General features: G+C 74.6%; 24 protein-coding genes. 13 read left to right on the top strand and 11 right to left on the bottom strand.

From position 1 onward, the window contains the following. Positions 1-4: 4 nt before the first annotated feature. Entirely contained in the window at positions 5-358 is a 354-nt protein-coding gene (locus tag AC1050_RS11435; protein ID WP_482387527.1) for a nuclear transport factor 2 family protein, read from the bottom strand. 70 nt (positions 359-428) lie between these two features. Here AC1050_RS11435 and AC1050_RS11430 point away from each other — a divergent pair, with 70 nt between their 5' ends. Continuing rightward, entirely contained in the window at positions 429-1235 is an 807-nt protein-coding gene (locus tag AC1050_RS11430; RefSeq protein ID WP_482387526.1) for a MerR family transcriptional regulator, read from the top strand. Positions 1236-1256: 21 nt separating this feature from the next. On the opposite strand, the gene AC1050_RS11425 is transcribed toward AC1050_RS11430, so the two are convergent. Beyond that, the gene (locus AC1050_RS11425) at positions 1257-1655 is read right to left on the bottom strand and encodes an ATP-binding protein (RefSeq protein ID WP_482387525.1); all 399 of its coding nucleotides are present in this window, start codon (positions 1653-1655) and stop codon (positions 1257-1259) included. Between the two features lie 241 nt (positions 1656-1896). Here AC1050_RS11425 and AC1050_RS11420 point away from each other — a divergent pair, with 241 nt between their 5' ends. The 5 genes from AC1050_RS11420 (at position 1897) to AC1050_RS11400 (ending at position 6227) form a co-directional block, all read left to right on the top strand. Beyond that, a complete protein-coding gene (locus AC1050_RS11420) occupies positions 1897-2544 on the top strand; it encodes a hypothetical protein (RefSeq protein WP_482387524.1) in 648 nt (215 codons plus the stop codon). A gap of 99 nt (positions 2545-2643) precedes the next feature. After that, positions 2644-4344, top strand: a complete 1701-nt coding sequence (locus tag AC1050_RS11415) for a SulP family inorganic anion transporter (RefSeq protein WP_482387523.1) — start codon at positions 2644-2646, stop codon at positions 4342-4344. Between the two features lie 163 nt (positions 4345-4507). Continuing rightward, positions 4508-4912 (top strand): hypothetical protein, encoded by a 405-nt coding sequence (locus AC1050_RS11410; protein WP_482387522.1) that lies wholly within the window; start codon positions 4508-4510, stop codon positions 4910-4912. 114 nt (positions 4913-5026) lie between these two features. Further along, positions 5027-5530, top strand: coding sequence for a DUF1269 domain-containing protein (locus tag AC1050_RS11405; RefSeq protein ID WP_482387521.1), 504 nt, complete (start codon positions 5027-5029; stop codon positions 5528-5530). 28 nt (positions 5531-5558) lie between these two features. Next, entirely contained in the window at positions 5559-6227 is a 669-nt protein-coding gene (locus AC1050_RS11400; protein WP_482387520.1) for a GAP family protein, read from the top strand. Positions 6228-6233: 6 nt separating this feature from the next. Here the strand turns inward: AC1050_RS11400 and AC1050_RS11395 are convergent, their stop codons facing one another. The 4 genes from AC1050_RS11395 to AC1050_RS11380 all read right to left on the bottom strand — a co-directional run bounded on the left by AC1050_RS11395 (position 6234) and on the right by AC1050_RS11380 (position 7905). After that, complete coding sequence (locus AC1050_RS11395) at positions 6234-6665, bottom strand: hypothetical protein (protein WP_482387519.1); 432 nt, start codon at positions 6663-6665, stop codon at positions 6234-6236. Beyond that, complete coding sequence (locus AC1050_RS11390; RefSeq protein WP_482387518.1) at positions 6662-7111, bottom strand: hypothetical protein; 450 nt, start codon at positions 7109-7111, stop codon at positions 6662-6664. The genes AC1050_RS11395 and AC1050_RS11390 overlap by 4 nt, the downstream gene beginning before the upstream one ends. After that, positions 7108-7434: a LapA family protein gene (locus tag AC1050_RS11385; protein WP_482387517.1), complete on the bottom strand. Its 327-nt coding sequence runs from the start codon at positions 7432-7434 to the stop codon at positions 7108-7110. The genes AC1050_RS11390 and AC1050_RS11385 overlap by 4 nt, the downstream gene beginning before the upstream one ends. A 120-nt stretch (positions 7435-7554) precedes the next feature. After that, positions 7555-7905, bottom strand: coding sequence for a DUF6221 family protein (locus tag AC1050_RS11380; protein ID WP_482387516.1), 351 nt, complete (start codon positions 7903-7905; stop codon positions 7555-7557). Positions 7906-8127: 222 nt separating this feature from the next. Between AC1050_RS11380 and AC1050_RS11375 the strand changes: the two genes are divergently transcribed. The 3 genes from AC1050_RS11375 to AC1050_RS11365 are packed head-to-tail and all read left to right on the top strand — an operon-like array spanning position 8128 to position 11586. After that, positions 8128-9666, top strand: a complete 1539-nt coding sequence (locus AC1050_RS11375) for an arylsulfatase (RefSeq protein ID WP_482387515.1) — start codon at positions 8128-8130, stop codon at positions 9664-9666. Positions 9667-9676: 10 nt separating this feature from the next. Next, a complete protein-coding gene (locus tag AC1050_RS11370) occupies positions 9677-10624 on the top strand; it encodes an HAD family hydrolase (protein WP_482387514.1) in 948 nt (315 codons plus the stop codon). Next, the gene (locus tag AC1050_RS11365) at positions 10621-11586 is read left to right on the top strand and encodes a formylglycine-generating enzyme family protein (protein WP_482387513.1); all 966 of its coding nucleotides are present in this window, start codon (positions 10621-10623) and stop codon (positions 11584-11586) included. The genes AC1050_RS11370 and AC1050_RS11365 overlap by 4 nt, the downstream gene beginning before the upstream one ends. A 15-nt stretch (positions 11587-11601) precedes the next feature. On the opposite strand, the gene AC1050_RS11360 is transcribed toward AC1050_RS11365, so the two are convergent. From AC1050_RS11360 to AC1050_RS11350, 3 genes are all read right to left on the bottom strand, one after another. Beyond that, positions 11602-11943, bottom strand: coding sequence for an ArsR/SmtB family transcription factor (locus tag AC1050_RS11360; protein WP_482387512.1), 342 nt, complete (start codon positions 11941-11943; stop codon positions 11602-11604). Between the two features lie 4 nt (positions 11944-11947). Next, on the bottom strand, positions 11948-13174 hold the full coding sequence (locus tag AC1050_RS11355; RefSeq protein WP_482387511.1) for an MFS transporter: 1227 nt from the start codon (positions 13172-13174) through the stop codon (positions 11948-11950). A 64-nt stretch (positions 13175-13238) separates the two neighbouring features. Next, positions 13239-13580: an STAS domain-containing protein gene (locus AC1050_RS11350; RefSeq protein WP_482387510.1), complete on the bottom strand. Its 342-nt coding sequence runs from the start codon at positions 13578-13580 to the stop codon at positions 13239-13241. A 110-nt stretch (positions 13581-13690) separates the two neighbouring features. Between AC1050_RS11350 and AC1050_RS11345 the strand changes: the two genes are divergently transcribed. Further along, on the top strand, positions 13691-14161 hold the full coding sequence (locus tag AC1050_RS11345) for an ATP-binding protein (protein WP_482387509.1): 471 nt from the start codon (positions 13691-13693) through the stop codon (positions 14159-14161). A gap of 11 nt (positions 14162-14172) precedes the next feature. On the opposite strand, the gene AC1050_RS11340 is transcribed toward AC1050_RS11345, so the two are convergent. After that, on the bottom strand, positions 14173-14781 hold the full coding sequence (locus AC1050_RS11340; RefSeq protein WP_482387508.1) for a TetR/AcrR family transcriptional regulator: 609 nt from the start codon (positions 14779-14781) through the stop codon (positions 14173-14175). 153 nt (positions 14782-14934) lie between these two features. Here AC1050_RS11340 and AC1050_RS11335 point away from each other — a divergent pair, with 153 nt between their 5' ends. Next, positions 14935-15648 carry an SDR family oxidoreductase gene (locus AC1050_RS11335; RefSeq protein WP_482387507.1) on the top strand — a complete coding sequence of 238 codons (714 nt, stop codon included), beginning with the start codon at positions 14935-14937 and terminating at the stop codon, positions 15646-15648. A gap of 53 nt (positions 15649-15701) precedes the next feature. On the opposite strand, the gene AC1050_RS11330 is transcribed toward AC1050_RS11335, so the two are convergent. Then, entirely contained in the window at positions 15702-16691 is a 990-nt protein-coding gene (locus AC1050_RS11330) for an NADP-dependent oxidoreductase (protein ID WP_482387506.1), read from the bottom strand. Between the two features lie 220 nt (positions 16692-16911). Between AC1050_RS11330 and AC1050_RS11325 the strand changes: the two genes are divergently transcribed. Together AC1050_RS11325 and AC1050_RS11320 are read left to right on the top strand one after the other, a co-directional pair. Continuing rightward, positions 16912-17307: an MmcQ/YjbR family DNA-binding protein gene (locus AC1050_RS11325; protein WP_482387505.1), complete on the top strand. Its 396-nt coding sequence runs from the start codon at positions 16912-16914 to the stop codon at positions 17305-17307. A gap of 112 nt (positions 17308-17419) precedes the next feature. After that, entirely contained in the window at positions 17420-17563 is a 144-nt protein-coding gene (locus AC1050_RS11320) for a hypothetical protein (protein WP_482387504.1), read from the top strand. Positions 17564-17576 lie beyond the last annotated feature (13 nt).

Below are 17576 nucleotides of genomic sequence, written 5' to 3'. Positions count from 1 at the left end.
GGGGTCAGGGTGCGATGACGAGCTCGGCGATGCGGTCGCCGGTCGTCGTGAACCGGTACGCGAGCACCACGACGCCCCCGGGGAAGTCCCCGACGAGGCGGTGCGTGGCGACCCAGTGCGCGTCGTCGACGCGCTGCGCGCCGATCAGCTCGGTCGTGTACGTGAACTCGGCACCGGCCTTCGCCAGGAACCGCCGGACCTCGTCGGTGCCGCGGTAGGTCGTGCCGTCGTCGACGACCACGGCGGTCGGCGTGAACGCCGGCAGCGCCGCGTCGGGGTCGGACGCCGCGTGCGCGGCGAGGTAGGTGCGGATCGGGGCCGGCAGCTCGTCGGGCCGGATGCTGGTCGCTGTGGTCATGCCCCGACCGTGCGCCCTCCCGGTGCGGGAGGGTCCAGCACTGGACCCTCCCCCCGGGAGAGGGTGCATCATGGCGGGCGTGCTGGCCATCGGCGAGTTCTCCCGGATGACGCACCTGAGCGTGCGCACGCTGCGCCGGTACCACGACGCGGGCCTGCTCGAGCCGGCCGCCGTGGACGACGCGACCGGGTACCGCTACTACAGCCCGGACCAGATCCCCACCGCGCAGGTCGTCCGCCGGCTGCGCGAGCTCGACGTCCCCCTGGCCGACGTGCGGCGCATCCTGCGCTCCCCCGACCCCGTCGACCGCGCCGGCCTGGTCGCCGACCACCTGCAGCGGCTGGAGTCCGAGCTCGACCGCACGCGCACCGCGGTCGCGTCGCTCCGCCGCCTGCTGCGGCCGGACCCCGCGCCGCGGGCGGTCGAGCTCCGGACGGTGCCGGCGACCACCGTGGCCGCGGTGGAGGACGATGTGGCGTACGACGACGTGATCGCCTGGTACTCCGGCGCGATGGCCGAGCTGGACGCCCTGGTCGGCGAGCGGACCGGCGTCCCCGGCGGCCTCTACTCCAACGCGCTGTTCGAGGAGGGCAGTGGCCACGTCCTCGTGTACCGCCCGACCGACCGGCCGCCGCGCGCCGGCCGGGTCCGCCCGGTCACCCTCCCTGCCGTGGAGCTCGCCGTCACGACGCACGTGGGGCCGCACGACGACATCGACGTCACCTACGGCGAGCTCGGCGCCTGGGTCGTGGCCAACGCGCTGGAGGTCGCCGGTCCGGTGCACGAGATCTACCGGGTCGCGCCGCGGGACACCCCCGACCCGGCGGCCTGGCGGACCGAGATCGGGTGGCCGGTCTTCCGGCTGGCGCCGTGCTGACCGGTCCGGCGGACCCGCGGGTCAGCCGAGACCGATCGCGAACCAGACGACCTTCCCGCCGGACTCGCCCAGCCGGCAGCCCCAGCGGTCGGACAGCGCCTCGACCAGGTGCAGGCCGAGCCCGCCGGGTGTCCCGGCGTCCCGGGCGCGGACCCGCGGCAGGGTCTGCTCGTCGTCCTGCACCTCGAAGTACATCGCGGGCCCGTCGAGGCTGAACCGCATGGTCACGTCGACCGTGGCCGGGGTGTGCACGACGGCGTTCGTCACCACCTCGCTCGCGGTGAGCTCCACCGCGGCCAGCGCCCCGTGGGTCGCGCCGGCGACGCGTCCGTGGTCGACCGCCCAGTGCCGCAGGGTCGCGATCGAGGACAGCACCGCCGGCGCGGTGATCTCGCGGACGGACATCTGCCCCTGCACCATGCGCGAAACCCCGTCCGGACGATCGACGTCGCGATCGCAGAAGGCACAGAGGGAGTCTGGCCCGAGCGCGCACGCCCGGGAGTCGTAGCCGCGCCTGCAGCCTAGGCCCGCCGCACCGGCACCGCCAGGGCTGCGCCCCCGGCGCTGGTCATCCCGCCGGGGTGACGCCCGCCGCGGACGGCTGCCCCTACGGTCGCGGCAGTGCGCGGCGCCCGGCGCCGGGTCGCGGCGAGGAGGAGCGATGGACCGGACCGGCACGGAGCAGGAGCAGGCGCGGCGGTCGCGCGTCCGCGACGCCGTCGCGCTCGTGATCCTCACCGTGACCGCCGTCCTGACCGCGTGGAGCGGGTTCGAGGCGAGCAAGTGGGGCGGGGAGATGTCCATCGCGTTCTCCCGCGCGTCCGCCCAGCGGATCGAGGCGACGCGGTGGAGCGCCACCGCGGAGGCGGCGCGCGGCTACGACCTGCAGACCTTCGCGGTGTGGCTGGAGGCGGTGGCGCAGGACGACGACGAGCTCGCGGCCTTCGTCGAGCAGCGGTTCGCCGAGCGGTTCCGGCCGGCCTTCGAGGAGTGGGTCGCGGCCCGTCCCCTGGAGGATCCCGACGCGCCGCCGAGCCCGTTCGCGCTGGACTCGTACCGCCCACCGGGCACCACCGAGGCCGCCGAGGCCGACGCCCGCGCCGACGCCTCCTTCGAGGCCGCGCTGCGCAACAACCAGCGCGGCGACGACTACACGCTGCTGACGGTGCTGTTCGCGCTCGTGCTGTTCTTCACCGCGCTGTCCGAGCGGGCGCAGCGGCCGCTCCCCCGGCACGCCCTCGTCGCGCTCGCCGGGACGCTGTTCGTCGTCGGCGTGGTCCTGCTCGCGACGTTCCCCAAGATCGTCTGACGCCGGGGCTGCGGCAGCCGCTCATTCCGCCCGGGTGACGACGGGGCCGGGCCCGGTGGGGTGGTCTGGCCCTCGCACCCCCGTCGGCCGAGGAGCGCCGTGTCCCGCAGCTGGCTCTACCCGTCCCTGTCGGGCTACCGGCGCGCCTGGCTCGGGACCGACCTGCTCGCCGGGCTCACCGTCTGGGCCGTCCTGGTCCCGGAGTCGCTCGCCTACGCGACGATCGCCGGCGTCCCCCCGGTGGTCGGGCTGTACGCCGCGGTCCCGTCCCTGCTCCTGTACGCCGCCGCGGGCAGCTCCCGGCACCTCGTCGTGGGACCGATGTCCGCGACGGCGGCGCTGTCCGCCGGCGTCGTCGCCGCGTTCCGGCCCGGCGACGCGGCCGCGTTCTGGGCGCTGACCACGGCCACGGCCCTGGTCACGGGCGTGCTGTGCGTGGTCGCCGGGGCGGTACGAGCGGGGTTCCTGGCCTCGTTCATCTCCGAGCCGGTCCTCAAGGGCTTCATCGTGGGCCTCGCGCTCGTCATCATCGTGGGCCAGGTGCCGGCGCTGCTCGGCGTGCCCAAGGGCGCGGGCAGCTTCGTCGAGAAGACGGTGGACCTGGTCCGCCGGCTGCCCGACACCGACCCCGTGACCGCCGTCCTGGGCGTGACCTGCCTGACGGTCCTGCTGCTCCTGCGCCGGTACGCCGCGCGGGTGCCCGGCTCGCTCGTCGTGGTCGCGCTCGGGATCGTGGCGGCGCTGACCCTGGGCCTGTCGGAGGGCGGGGTGGCCGTGGTGGGCCCGATCGACGCCGGGCTGCCGCCCCTCGGTCTGCCGGACGTGGACCTGAGCACCTACGGCGACCTGGTCGGTCCCGCCGCGGGCGTCATGCTCGTGGGCTTCGCCGAGGCGCTCGGCGCGGCGAAGGCCTACGCCGCCCGCGCCGGCTACGACGTCGACGCGAACCGCGAGCTGCTCGGGATGGGCCTGGCGAACCTCGGCTCGGGGCTGGCGTCCGGGATGGTGGTGAACGGCAGCCTGTCCAAGACCGCGGTGAACGGCGGCGCCGGTGCCCGGACCCAGCTGTCCGGGATGACGGCGGCGGTGCTGACCCTGGCGACCCTGCTGTTCCTGACCCCGGTCTTCGAGCAGCTGCCCGAGGCCACGCTCGCGGCGGTCGTCATCGCCGCCGTCGTCGAGCTGGTCGACGTCCGGGCGCTGCGGCGCCTGTGGGCGCTGGCCGGTGCGTCGGGCCGCCGGCTCTACGGCAACGCCGCCCGGTTCGACGCGTACGCCGCGCTCGCCGCCCTGGTCGGGGTGCTGGTGCTCGACACCCTCCCGGGGCTGGTGGTCGGTGTCCTGATCTCGCTCGTGCTGCTGCTCGCCCGGGCCTCGCGACCGCACGTCGCGACCCTGGTCATGGACCAGCACGGCACGTGGGTGGACGCCGAGCGGCGCACGGTCCGCGGCAAGGCCCCGGGCGGCTCCGTGCCGGGCGTCCTCGTGGTGCGGGTCGAGTCCGGCCTGTTCTTCGCCAACGCCGAGACGGTGCGCGCCGTCGTGCGGGCGCTGGCGGCGGAGCAGCACGCCGGGCTCGTGGTGCTGGACGCGCGGACGGTGCCGTTCGTCGACAGCGCCGCCGCCGGGATGCTCGGGCTGCTGCGCCGGGACCTGGACCGGTCCGGCGCGCGGCTCGTCCTCGCCGAGGACGTCGGGCAGGTCCGCGACGTCCTGCGGGCGGCCGCCGACGACGACGGCCCGCTGCCGCGCTACGACTCCGTCGACGACGCGATCGCGGCGCACCTGCGCGCGCCGTGACGTCCGCACCCCGGCTTCATCCGTCCCAGGTGATGCCCGCCGGCGGCGACGTCGTGACGCTGGGAGCAGCCGCCGCGCCGGGGCGGCCGGCGCAGACCCAGGAGGCAGCCATGCCCGTCGACCCGCAGGTGGCCGCACCGCACAGCGACGGAGGCCGCCGCGCATGATCATCTTCCTGATCCGGGTCGCGATCTTCCTCGGGTCCGCGGCGCTCGGGCTGTGGGTGACGTCGCTCGTGCTGGACGGGTTCCACCTGACCGCCACGGGGTTCCTGGCCGCCGTCGTCGTCTTCACGGTGGCGCAGTCGGTGCTGGCACCGTTCATCGCGACGGTCGCGAAGCGGTACGCCAGCGCGTTCCTGGGCGGGGTCGGGCTGGTCTCGACCTACGTCGCGCTGCTGATCGCCTCGGCCTTCACCGGCGGGATCGAGATCACGGGTGGCGCCGCGACCTGGATCGCCGCGGTGGTCCTGGTCTGGCTGGTGACCGCCCTGGCCACGTGGCTGCTGCCGCTCGCCTTCCTGCGCAAGCGGTTGCAGGCCCGGCAGGCCGGGCGGCCCGCGACCTGACGCGCGGCAGCGGCCGGAACGGGCCCGGCCGACGGGACTCACCTCGTCCGGATGAGGTGGTGCGGTGCTCCGGGCGGCGACGCTGACCTGACCTGACGGACCAGTGACGAGGAGATGACGGTGGCCACTCTCAGCGCGTGGAAGTTCGAGACCCCCGAGGGCGCGGACCGGGCCGAGCAGGCCCTGCTCGCCCTGCAGAAGCAGGAGCTCATCCAGGTGCACGACGCCGCCACGGTGTCCTGGGAGCCCAGCCGCAAGAAGCCGAAGACCCGCCAGTCGAACAACCTCACCGCCGCGGGGGCCCTGGGCGGCACCTTCTGGGGCATGCTGTTCGGCCTGCTGTTCTTCGTCCCGCTGCTCGGTGCCGCGGTGGGCGCGGCCGCGGGCGCTCTCGGCGGGTCGCTCGCCGACGTGGGCATCGACGACGACTTCATCGACGCCGTCCGCAGCAAGGTCACACCGGGCACCTCCGCGCTCTTCGTGCTGTCCTCCGGCGCGGTCACCGACCGCGTCATCGGCGCGCTCAAGGAGCAGGGCATCCACGGCGAGCTCATCCACACCAACCTGTCCGAGCAGGAGGAGCAGAAGCTCCGCGACGCGTTCGACGAGAACGTCTGAGGCGACCGCGCAGCCGAGAGACCCGGCCGTGGGTGCGGCGATCGGCCAGTCCCTGCCCGTCGCGGTGGGGGTGCTGATCAGCCCGATGCCGATCGTCGCCGTCGTGCTGATGCTCGTCACGCCGCGGGCGCGCTCGAACGCGGCCGGCTTCCTGCTCGGCTGGGTCCTCGGCATCGCGGCGCTGGGCACGGTCGTCGTCCTGGTGACGGGGGCGGCGACCGGGGACGACCCGGACACCCCCACGTGGGTGGCCGTCCTCAAGGTGGTCCTCGGCGTCCTGCTGCTCGCGCTGGCGGTGCGGAGCTGGCGCGGCCGTCCCCGCGGCGACGCCGTCCCGCCGACGCCGGGGTGGATGCACGCGATCGACACCTTCACCCCGGTCAGGGCGTTCGGGCTCGCCGTGCTGCTGGGCGTCGTCAACCCGAAGAACCTGCTGCTCGTGGTGTCCGGTGCCACCTCCATCGCCGCGGCGACGCCGGACGCGGGCAGCCGGGCCGTCGCGCTCGCGGTGTTCGTCGTGGTCGCGTCGCTCGGTGTCGCCGCCCCGCTGGTGGTCTACCTGGCGACCGGGCCGCGGGCGGCGGCGCTGCTGGACGACCTGAAGACCTGGATGGTGCGGAACAACGCGGCGATCATGGCGGTGCTGCTGCTGGTGATCGGCGCGAAGATGCTCGGCGACGGGATCGCCGCCGTCTGACGGCCGTCAGGAGGTCGTGGCGGGGGCGGTCCACCACACGTCGTGGCGTCCCCCGGCGTGCGCGAGCGCGGCGACCAGGAGCGCGAGCCGCCGCGGCTCGACCGACATGAGCTCCCCGAGCCGGACCGCCGGGGCGCCGTCGACGCCGGACAGCGAGGCGGCGAACAGCAGCAGCCGCCGGTCGCCGGTGGACACCGGCTCCACGAACGCCGACACGGCCGCGAAGTCGATCCACACCGCGTCGGACCCGCTCGTGCCGGCGGCCCCGCGACGGACCCACGGGTCCTGCGCGCGCGCGAAGCCCGCGCGGATCAGCAGCTCGGTCGCCGCCTCGAGGGGGAAGAGGCCGCGGGCCCACGCCCGCAGCATCGTGTGCAGGTCGCCGCCGTCCTCCGGCCCCCGCGTGCCACCCCGCCCCGCGCCGCCACCGGGTGTCACGCGAACCGGATCTCGTCGACGCGGTCCTGGACGTCGGCGGCCCGGTCGGCCTCCGTGGACCGCGCGGCGAGCGCGTCCGCGTCCCGCTGGTCGCGCTGCTCGGCGAGGGTGCGGTCGATGTCGCGCAGCAGCTCCGCGAGCTCGTGCGCCAGGCCGTCGCGGAGCTGGTCCAGGTTGGTGCTGCCGATGAGCAGCCGCCGGTCGGCCACGTTCAGCGTGACCCGCGGGTACCCGGCGGCGGTCAGCCGCCGGACGGTCTCCGGCGACTGGATCGCGAGCCGCTCCGCCGCGCTCACCTGGCGCGAGAACACGGCGGGCACCGTGTAGAGCGTGGGCGCGCCGGGCGTGCCCAGCGTGGCGGGCAGCCCGCCGGACAGCACCGACGTCAGCCGCAGCTGCTGCGCGCCGGCGTCGACGACGTCGCCGCGGGAGGCCGGCGCGCTCATGAGCGCACCTCCGTCGCGCCGCTGCTCACCCGGCGCCGGAGCTGCCCGATGCGCAGGGCGCCGGCCATCAGGACGACCAGCCCGACGGCGAGGCCGGAGATCAGCAGCGCGAGCGCCAGGGGCGCCGTCCCGCTCATGCCGAGGAACGAGACCGCGACCGGGCCGGTGTTCTGCAGCATGAACACCACGAGCGCGATCAGCAGGAGGACGCCGACGCAGATGCCGGACCACGCCGCGCTGGTCCGGGTGCCGGAGCCGCGGGCGCGGCCCGGCTGCGGCTCGTGGCCGCGACGTGGGGCAGGGGATGCGTGCTGGACGGGCATGACGCCCTCCGATGCTGGATCCGGGTCGTCACCTCACGAAGAGGCCCTGGACACCGGGCTGCCTCCCACTTTACGCCGCTCGGTCGGCGTTCGGTCCGGCCCCGGGGGGGACGATCCGGCTCACCCCCGCCACACCGGGTCGAAGTCCGGGTGGCCCGCGTACACCGACGCCATCGCGCGCAGGATGCGGTCGCCGACGTAGTGGATGCCGCTGTCGAGCCGGGACTCGGCCTCCCGCTCCATGTCCACCGTCTGGTCGAGCCCGGTGGCCTCGTCGGCGAGGACCACGACCTGACGCTTCACGCGGCACTCGATCAGCACGCGCGCCGGGTCGGCGGGGTCCGCGAGGTACGGGGCGCCGTCCGGCGCCGGGACACCCCGGCGGGTGCCGGCCACGTCGTCGGACAGCGCGCGCTCGGCCGCGCGCTCGTCCTCGGCGATCCGTGCCAGGAGGAAGGTGGTGAGCGTCATGGGCGACCGTTCTGCGAGGCGAGGCGGGGCGCCGCGGGCGGCGGTCCGCCGGACGGTGCGCGTGCCGGAGGCGTGCTCCGACCCTACCCGGCGTGACGAGGCCGCCCCGACGGGCCGCGTCCGATCACCTGCACCGGGTGAGGGAATCGCGCCGCGCCGCCGTCGACACTGGCCCGGTACGCCACGGCGCGGTCGTGGCCGGCCATCGGACAGGGGACGGACATGCCGGACGGGAAGCCGAACATCCTGGTCATCTGGGGCGACGACATCGGGATCACGAACCTCAGCTGCTACAGCGACGGCTTGATGGGGTACCGCACCCCGAACATCGACCGGATCGCCGACGAGGGCATGCGGTTCACCGACTCCTACGGCGAGCAGAGCTGCACCGCCGGCCGCGCGGCGTTCATCACCGGCCAGTCGGTGTACCGCACCGGGATGAGCAAGGTCGGCATCCCGGGCGCGGACATCGGGCTGGCCGCCGAGGACCCGACGATCGCCGAGCTGCTCAAGCCGCTCGGCTACGCCACGGGGCAGTTCGGCAAGAACCACCTGGGCGACCACAACGCGTACCTGCCGACCGTGCACGGCTTCGACGAGTTCTACGGGAACCTCTACCACCTGAACGCCGAGGAGGACCCGGAGCAGGAGGACTTCCCCCGCGCCGAGGACAACCCGGTGCTGCACGCGATCTACCAGCCGCGCGGCGTGCTGCGGTCGTGGGCGACGGACCAGCACGACCCCACCGTCGACCCGAAGTTCGGCGTCGTCGGCAAGCAGCGCATCGAGGACACCGGGCCGCTGACCCGCAAGCGGATGGAGACCATCGACGACGACACGACCGCCGCCGCGATCGACTTCATCCGCCGCCAGCACGAGGCGGGCACGCCGTTCTTCGTGTGGATGAACACCACGCACATGCACCTGCGCACGCACACCAAGCCGGAGAGCCGCGGGCAGGCAGGGCGGTGGCAGTCGGCGTACCACGACACGATGATCGACCACGACGGTCACGTGGGGCTGCTGCTCGACGCGCTGGACGAGCTGGGGATCGCGGAGGACACGATCGTCGTCTACAGCACCGACAACGGCCCGCACGCCAACACCTGGCCGGACGGTGCGACCACCCCGTTCCGCAGCGAGAAGAACACCAACTGGGAGGGCGCGTTCCGCGTCCCGGAGGTGATCCGCTGGCCGGGGCACATCCCCGCGGGCGTCGTGTCGAACGAGATCGTGCAGCACCACGACTGGCTGCCGACGTTCCTGTCCGCGGCCGGCGAGCCGGACGTCGTCGAGAAGCTCAAGGCGGGACACGTCGCCGGGAGCAAGACGTTCCGCGTCCACATCGACGGGTGGGACCTGCTGCCGTACCTCACGGGCGAGGTCGACGAGAGCCCGCGCAAGGGGCTGATCTACTTCTCGGACGACTGCGACGTGCTCGGCATCCGGTTCTTCAACTGGAAGGTCGTGTTCATGGAGCAGCGCCTCGCCGGGACGATGGGCATCTGGTCGGAGCCGTTCACCCCGCTGCGGGTGCCGAAGCTGTTCAACCTGCGCACCGACCCGTTCGAGCGCGCCGACGTCACCTCCAACACCTACTGGGACTGGTTCATCGACCGGGACTTCGTCGCGCTGTACGGCACCGCGATCACCACGGAGTTCCTGCAGACGTTCCTCGACTTCCCGCCCCGGCAGGAGGCCGCGACGTTCACCATCGACCAGGCCGTGGCGCGGCTGCACGCGGCGCTCGCGCGCGACTGAGGCGGCGGGCGTGGCCGACGAGCGGCTGGCGACCTGGCGGGACGGGGCGGCGCGCACCGCGGTCCTCGACTTCGTGGACCGCGTCACCCGGGAGGAGGGGCCGGACCACGTGCCGCCCGCCGCCCGGGTGGCGGTGCTGGACAACGACGGCACGCTCTGGTGCGAGAAGCCGATGCCGATCCAGCTGGACTTCACGGTCCGGCGGCTCGCGGAGATGGCCGCGGCCGACCCGGGGCTGCGCGAGCGGCAGCCCTGGCAGGCCGCCTACTCCCAGGACCTGCACTGGATGGGCGCCGCCATGGTGAAGCACTACCACGGCGACGACGGCGACCTGCGGCTGCTGATGGCGGCGGTCACCGAGGCGTTCGCGGACGTCACCGTCGAGGAGTACGACACGCGGGTGCGGGCGTTCTTCGCCGAGGCGCGGCACCCGACCCTGGGCATCCCCTACCGGGACTGCGTCTACGCGCCGATGGTCGACCTGCTGCGGTGCCTGGAGGCCCACGGCTTCACCGTCTACATCGCGTCCGGCGGCGACCGCGACTTCATGCGCCCGGTCGCCGGCGACCTGTACGGGGTGCCGCCCGAGCGGGTGATCGGCAGCGCCCTCGGGCTCACCTACCGCCCCGGTGCGGACCAGGACGAGCTGCTCTACAAGAGCGCGATGGACTTCTTCGACGACGGCCCCGAGAAGCCCGTGCGGATCTGGAGCCGGATCGGCCGCCGCCCGATCCTGTCGGTGGGCAACTCCAACGGGGACCTGCCCATGCTCACCTTCTCGGGGACCGGGTCCGGCCCGGCGCTGCGGCTGCTGGTCCTGCACGACGACGACGAGCGCGAGTTCGAGTACGTCGCGGGCGCCGAGGACGCCCTGGCCGCCGCCGCGGCCCGCGGCTGGGTCGTGGTGAGCATGCGGGACGACTGGACGACGGTGCTCGCGGACGGCGCCGCCCGGTGAGCGCGGTCGTCGACGACGTCGGGCTCGCCGGGCTGCGCCCGGTGCCGGCGCAGGTCTTCGTCATGGGCTCGGACGTCCACTACCCGGAGGAGGCGCCGACGCACCGCGTCCGGCTGGACGCCTTCGCGATCGAGACCCACCAGGTGACCAACCGCCGGTACGCGGCCTTCGTCCGGGACACCGGCTACGTGACCGTGGCGGAGCGCCCGCTCGACCCGGCGGAGTACCCGGGGGCACCCGCGGCGAACCTGCAGCCGGGGTCGCTCGTGTTCACGGGCACGCCCGGGCCGGTCGACCTGCGGCACCTCAGCCAGTGGTGGGCGTGGACCCCCGGCGCGTCCTGGCGCCACCCGGAGGGCCCGGGGTCGTCGCTGGCCGGGCGCGCCGACCACCCGGTCGTGCACGTCGCCCTCGAGGACGCCGAGGCGTACGCCGCGTGGGCCGGCCGGTCGCTACCGACCGAGGCGGAGTGGGAGGCGGCGGCGCGCGGCGGGCTGCCCGGGGAGCCCTACACCTGGGGCGGCGAGCCCGAGCGACCCGGGGCGCGGCTCGCGAACTTCTGGCACGGCGACTTCCCGTGGCGCGCCGACCCGGGGTACGGCCGCACCGCACCCGTCGGCAGCTTCCCCGCCAACCCGTACGGCCTGCACGACATGGCGGGCAACGTCTGGGAGTGGACGTCGGACTGGTACGCGCAGCACCACGAGCAGGACGCGGCCGACGACTGCTGCGTCCCCGCCAACCCGCGCGGCCCCGACGCCGCGGCCAGCCTCGACCCCGCGCAGCCGCAGTTCCCCGTGCCGCGCAAGGTGATCAAGGGCGGGTCGTTCCTGTGCGCGGACAGCTACTGCCGGCGGTACCGCCCCGCCGCGCGCCGCCCGCAGATGGTGGACACCGGCACCAGCCACATCGGCTTCCGCTGCGTGCGCCGGCCGCGGCCGGCGCTGCCGCTCCTCGGCTAGCCGTCGCCGCGCGCGCTAGCGGTGGTGCGGCGGGTGGTCGTAGCCGAGGTGCTCCGCCTGCTGCAGGACGTTGCGCACCAGGGCGTCGACGTGTTCGTTGGCGTGCCGGTAGTAGACGGTCACGCCGTCGCGCCGCGTGTGCACCAGCCGCCCCGACCGCAGCTTGGCCAGGTGCTGCGAGACCGCCGGCACGGGCCGGCCGAGCAGCTCGGCGATCGCCCCCACCGAGAGCTCGCGGTCGTGCAGGAGGTCCAGGACCGCGAGCCGGGTCCGGTCCGCGAGCAGGCGCAGGACCTCGACGGCGGTGTCGAGGTCGGCGTCCGCCCGGACGGGCGCCGGCGAGTGCTGCGCGGTCACGGGATCAGCCTGCCACGTCGACCGCCGGCCGCGGTGCCTCGCGCGGCCACAGCACCGCGGTCGCGACGGTCGCCGCGGCGGACACCCCCGCCAGCAGCACCGCCGCCGGTCCGAGCCCGAGCCAGCCGAGCCACCCGGCGAGCGGGTAGGTCACCAGCCAGCAGGCGTGCGAGAGGGAGAACTGCGCGGCGAACACCGCGGGCCGGTCCCGCTCGGCCGTCGAGCGCGTGATGATCCGCCCGACCGGCGTCTCCGCGGCCGCCCACCCCGCGCCGACCAGCGCGAAGAGCAGCCCCACCAGGACCAGCCCGGCGGTCCCCGGCACGGTGAGCGCCGCCGCCACGCCCGCCGTCGCCACGGTGAGCAGGCCTGCGCCGCCGAGCATCAGCGCGCGCTCGGGCAGCGACTCCAGCGCGCGCGGGAGCAGCACGGCCACCGTGATCGACCCCGCGCCGAGCGCCGCCATCAGCACCGCGGCCGTGCCGTCGCCGCGCTCGTACACCTCCCGGGCGATCAGCACGTACTGCACCAGCACGTACGCGCCGCCGGCCGCGACCGCCAGGTTGAGGGCCAGCACCGCGCGCAGCGCCGGGGTCCGGGCCATGAGCTCGACGCCGCGCCGCGCCCGGACGGCGAAGGTCTGCGGCTCGCGCTCGGCCCGAGCCGCGCCCAGGTGCAGCCGGGACACCAGCAGCGCCGAGGCGGCGAACCCGATCGCGGTGCCGACGAACAGGTCCGAGCTCGGCACGAGCAGCAGCAGCGCCGCGGCGAGCAGCGGCGACAGCACCATCTCGAGGTCCTCGGCGAGCCGGGACAGCGAGAGCGCCTGGGTGTAGCGGCGCTCGTCCGGCAGCACGCGCGGCAGCACCGCCTGGTACGCCGGGGTGTGCACGGCCGAGGCGGCCTGCATCACCAGCACCAGGACGTACACCTGCCAGACGGCCGAGACCCACGGCAGGCCGAGGACGACGACGACGCGGACGACGTCGGCGACGACCAGCACCACCCGCGGCGGCGCGGCGTGCACCAGGGCCGCCGCGACCGGGGCCACCGCCACGTACGCGAGCATCTTGATCGCGAACACCGTCCCGAGCACCAGGCCCGCGCCCGGCCCGGCCAGGTCGTACGCGAGCAGACCCAGCGCGACCGTCGCCAGGCCGGTGCCGGCGAGGGAGATCAGCTGAGCGGTGAGCAGCCGACGGTAGGTGGGGTCGGTCAGAGCAGCGAGCACGGCGACATCATGTGCGTAGTTACGCGATCATGCAAGCACGCAGCAACCCCTCCGGCCTCGTGCCTCAGTCGAGGATCTTCACCGCGGAGGTCAGCCCGGAGACGTCCATGACGAAGCGCGCGAGCTCCGGCACCCGCCGGAGCGTGAGCGGCTCGGCGTCGGGCCGCCGCCCGAGCGTCAGGTTCGCGACCAGGGAGATGAGCGACGAGTCCACGAACGTCACCTCGGCCAGGTCGACCACGTCGACCAGCCCCAGGTCGTGGTCCGTGATGCGCTCGCGCGCGCGCCGCACGACCGGCTGGTCGACCTCGCCCGCCAGCCGGAGCACCCGGGGATCCTGCTCGTCGATCCACACGCGCCCGGTCGGCGCGTCGTCCGCCGGCGCAGCATCTCGGTCATCAACCATCGGTTCGAGTATGGGACACCCCGTGCCCGGGCGCACGGCCTCCTCCGCTGGCCGACGGACCGCTTCCGGGCGAGGCTGGTCGCCTTCCCACGGACTTGATGGAGGTAGACGTGACGGACGCGCCCGGACGCGACGAGGGCCTGGAGTCGAGCAGACCGCCGGAGCGGTTCCGCTTCGTGCGGGAGTGGGTCCTGCACGACACGCTCGAGCTCGCCGCCGTCCGTCGCGAGCTGCTCGCCGCGATCACGTCGCACACGCCCCTGCCGTCGGAGGCCCTGGCGGGCGTGCCGGAGCGGATGATCCTGGTGGCGTCCGAGCTGGCGACGAACGCCCTCACCCACGGCCTGCCGCCGACGTTCGTGCGGCTGAGCACCGACGGGAACGACTTCCTGCTCGACGTCGCCGACCACGACCTGTCGAGCCAGCCGCAGGTCGTCGGCGGGCGACCGCTCGGCGAGGGCGGGTTCGGGCTCCGGATCGCCCGGCGCCTCTCCCAGGAGGTCGGCTGGTACGCGACCGCGACGACCAAGCACGTGTGGGCGACGTTCGCCGCGCAGGAGGCGGCCGGCACCGTGTCCTGACCGGCCCGCGGTCAGGGCGCGCGGTGCAGCAGCGCGGCGACCTGGCGGCGGATCCCGGCCACGATCTCGTCGACGCCCGTCCCGGCGTCCCCGGCCGTGGCCATCGCCAGGAGCATCACCGCGGAGACCACGTGCGCCAAGGTCGCCGCGTCCTCCGCCGGGACGTCCCCGTCGCGGCTCAGGACCGCGGCGACCGCCTGCTCGGTCCGCTCCACGATGGCGAGCGCCTCGCGGTGGTGCGGCTCCTCCGGGTCACCGAACACCATCTCGCGCAGGTAGGTCCGGCCGTTCTCGACCTGGCTCCGGTTGCACTCGACGACGGGCCGGACGATCGCGAGGACCGCTTCCAGGACGTCGGGGGCGTCCGCGGCGGCCTGCGTCCCGCGGGCCAGCGCGTCGGCGTAGGCGGCGTTCTGCGCCAGCAGCAGCAGCTCGCCCTTGCTCCGCGCGTAGAGGAACAGCGTGCCGGCACCGATGTCGGCGCGCTCGGCGACCTGCTGCGTCGTGACCTCGTCGACGCCGTGCTCCGCGAACAGCTCCCGCGCGGCCGCGGTGATCCGCTCGAGCTTCAGCTGCTTGCTGCGCTCGCGCCGGCCGGTCGTCGTGGGGGCGCCTGCCATGCGTGCTGCCTCCGGGAATAGAAAGTGAGTGGACTCGGTTTCGAGCAGAGTCACATCCGGGTGGCCTCAGATCGGCCGCGTCCATTGTTCCACGGGCCCACCCGGCCTTCCGCGACCGCCTGGTCGCGGTCCTCGGACCGAAGGAGCACCACCATGCCCACCCTCGACGGCGCAGTCGTCCTCGTCACCGGCGCGAACGGCGGCATCGGCACCCAGTTCGTCCACCAGGCCCTCGCGCGCGGCGCCGCCACGGTCTACGCCACCGCCCGCACCCCGCGCGCCTGGGACGACGAGCGCGTCGTGCCCCTCGCGCTCGACGTCACGGACCCCGCGTCGATCCGGGCCGTCGTCGAGGCGGCGCCCGACGTGACGGTGCTGGTCAACAACGCCGGCGTCTCGGTGCCCAGCGCGAGCATCCTCGAGCACACCGACGAGGAGATCCGCGCCAGCGTCGAGACCAACTTCGTGGGCCCGCTGCTCCTGGCGCGCGCCTTCGCGCCACTGCTCGTCGAGGCGGAGGACGCGGCGATCGTCGACATGCACTCCGCCCTGAGCTGGTACGCGGGCGCCGGCATCTACAGCGCCACGAAGGCGGCGCTGTGGTCGGCGACGAACTCGCTGCGGCTGGAGCTCGCCCCCGCGGACGTGCACGTCGTCGGCGTGCACGTCGGCTGGGTGGACACCGCCATGGCCGCGCACGCCGACGGACCGAAGACGGACCCCGCCGACCTCGTCGCCGCCGTGCTCGACGCGGTGGAGGCGGACCAGTACGAGGTGCTCGCGGACGCGACGTCGGTCCAGGCCAAGGCCGGGCTCAGCGCCCCGCTGGAGGTCGTCTACCCCCAGCTGGTGCGCGCCGCCTCCTGAGGACTCGCTGCACCGCGGACGGCAGGACGCCTGCCGCCCGCGGTGCGGGGCCGTCACCCGCGGGTGAGGACGAGCTTGCCGCGGACGCGGCCCGCGGCGAGGCCCGCCAGCGCCTCGGGCGCCTGGGCGACGGGGAAGGTCTCCACGGGCAGCGGCCGCACGACGCCGTCGTCGATGAGCGCGGAGACCTGGCGCAGCTGGTCCCCGGAGGCGTGCATGAACAGGAACTCGTAGGTCACCCCCCGCTTCTTCGCCTGCCGGCGGACCTTGCTGCTCAGCGCGGCGACCGCCAGCCGCACGCCGGGGTTGAGCCCGGCCTGCCGGGCGAACGCCGGCTCGGGCGGCCCGGCGATGCCGACGGCCCTGCCGCCGGGGCGCAGCACCCGCAACGACTTCATGAGGTTCTCCCCGCCCAGGCTGTCCAGGACGAGGTCGTAGCCCGACAGCTCGGCCGCGAAGTCCTGGGTCCGGTAGTCGACCACCACGTCCGCGCCGAGCTCGCGCGCGAGATCGGCACCCGCACCGCTCGCGGTGGTGGCCACGTGCGCGCCGAGGTGCTTCGCGAGCTGGATCGCCAGCGACCCGACCGCACCGCCGCCGGCGTGGACCAGGACCTTCTGGCCCGGCTGCAGGTGTCCGCGCTCGACCAGCGCCTGCCAGGCGGTCAGCGCGACGAGGGGCAGCCCGCCGGCCTGCGCGGTGGTCAGCGACGCCGGGACGTGCGCGAGCTCGCCCTCGGGGACCGCGACCCGCTCCGTGAACGTGCCGCCCGCGGCGGGGCGGCCGTAGACCCGGTCGCCGGGGGCGAAGCCGCGCACCCGGGGACCGACCTCGAGCACGGTCCCGGCGACGTCGTACCCGAGGACCAGGGGCATCGCGACCGGGAGGATCGCCGTGAACTCACCGGCGCGCATCTTCTCGTCCAGGTGGTTCAGCCCGGTGGCCTCGACGTCGACCAGCACGTCGTGCGGGCCGACGACCGGCTCGGGCACGTCGATCTGCGTCAGCGGCTGCCGGTAGCCGGTGATCCCGAGTGCGCGCATGCGGGTGGTGCTCCTTCGTGAGGCGGACGGGCCCCGAGCGGCCGTGCCACACCCTTACGTGAGGCGGCCACGCGGGTTCCCGAGTTCACTCAATTCTGAGTCCGCTCAGTTCAGTTGTCAAAGGACCGGCGGACGGGCGCGCCCACCGTGGTCGCGGACCTGGTGAGCCGGTGGTTCGATCGCTACCGGTCGCACGCACCACCGAGCAGGAGGCAGGGACATGGACGGGACCGCGCTCCAGGAGCTCGCCGTCCGGACGGCGACCGACCTCCCCGGCGTGACGCACGAGCACCCCTTCGGGCCCGAGTGGGAGGTCCTCAAGGTGAGCGGGAAGGTCTTCCTGCTCGTCACCGAGGTGCCGGGCGAGCCCGTCGCGATCGTCAAGTGCGACCCGGAGGACGGCCAGGCACTGCGCCAGCAGCACCAGGGCATCACGCAGGGCTACCACATGAACAAGCGGCACTGGATCACCCTGCACGGCGAGCGGGACCTCATCCCCTCGCTCGTGGCGGAGCTGGTCCGCGACTCGTACCTGCTGGTGCGTGACGGCCTGCCGCGGTCCCGCCAGCCGGTCCTGCCCGACGACCTGCGCCGGGAGCGCGAGCGGTCGCACTGAGCCGGGGTGTACTCGCAGGGCACCCCGGTTCGGCTCCGGTGCCGGCGCGACCGGTCGAACGGGTCGGTGCGCCGCCGGATCGACCGGCGGCCCGACTCACCTGGAGGCAGTCATGTCCGTGTGCTCCGTGGGCTCCGCCGGCTACGCCGCGCACCCCGCCCCGACCCCGTCCCCGGCGTCCGCCGCTCCCGCGGCCGCGCCCGCCGCGTCGCTCCCGGCGCTGTCCTCGACCGCGCTGCTGGACGTCTACGCCTGATCGGCGGTCCGGG

The sequence above is a fragment of the Cellulomonas sp. NEAU-ZC6 genome (assembly GCF_056844425.1).
The sequence above is the reverse complement of the archived record's forward strand: the minus strand, read 5'-3'. Positions and strand labels throughout refer to the sequence as shown.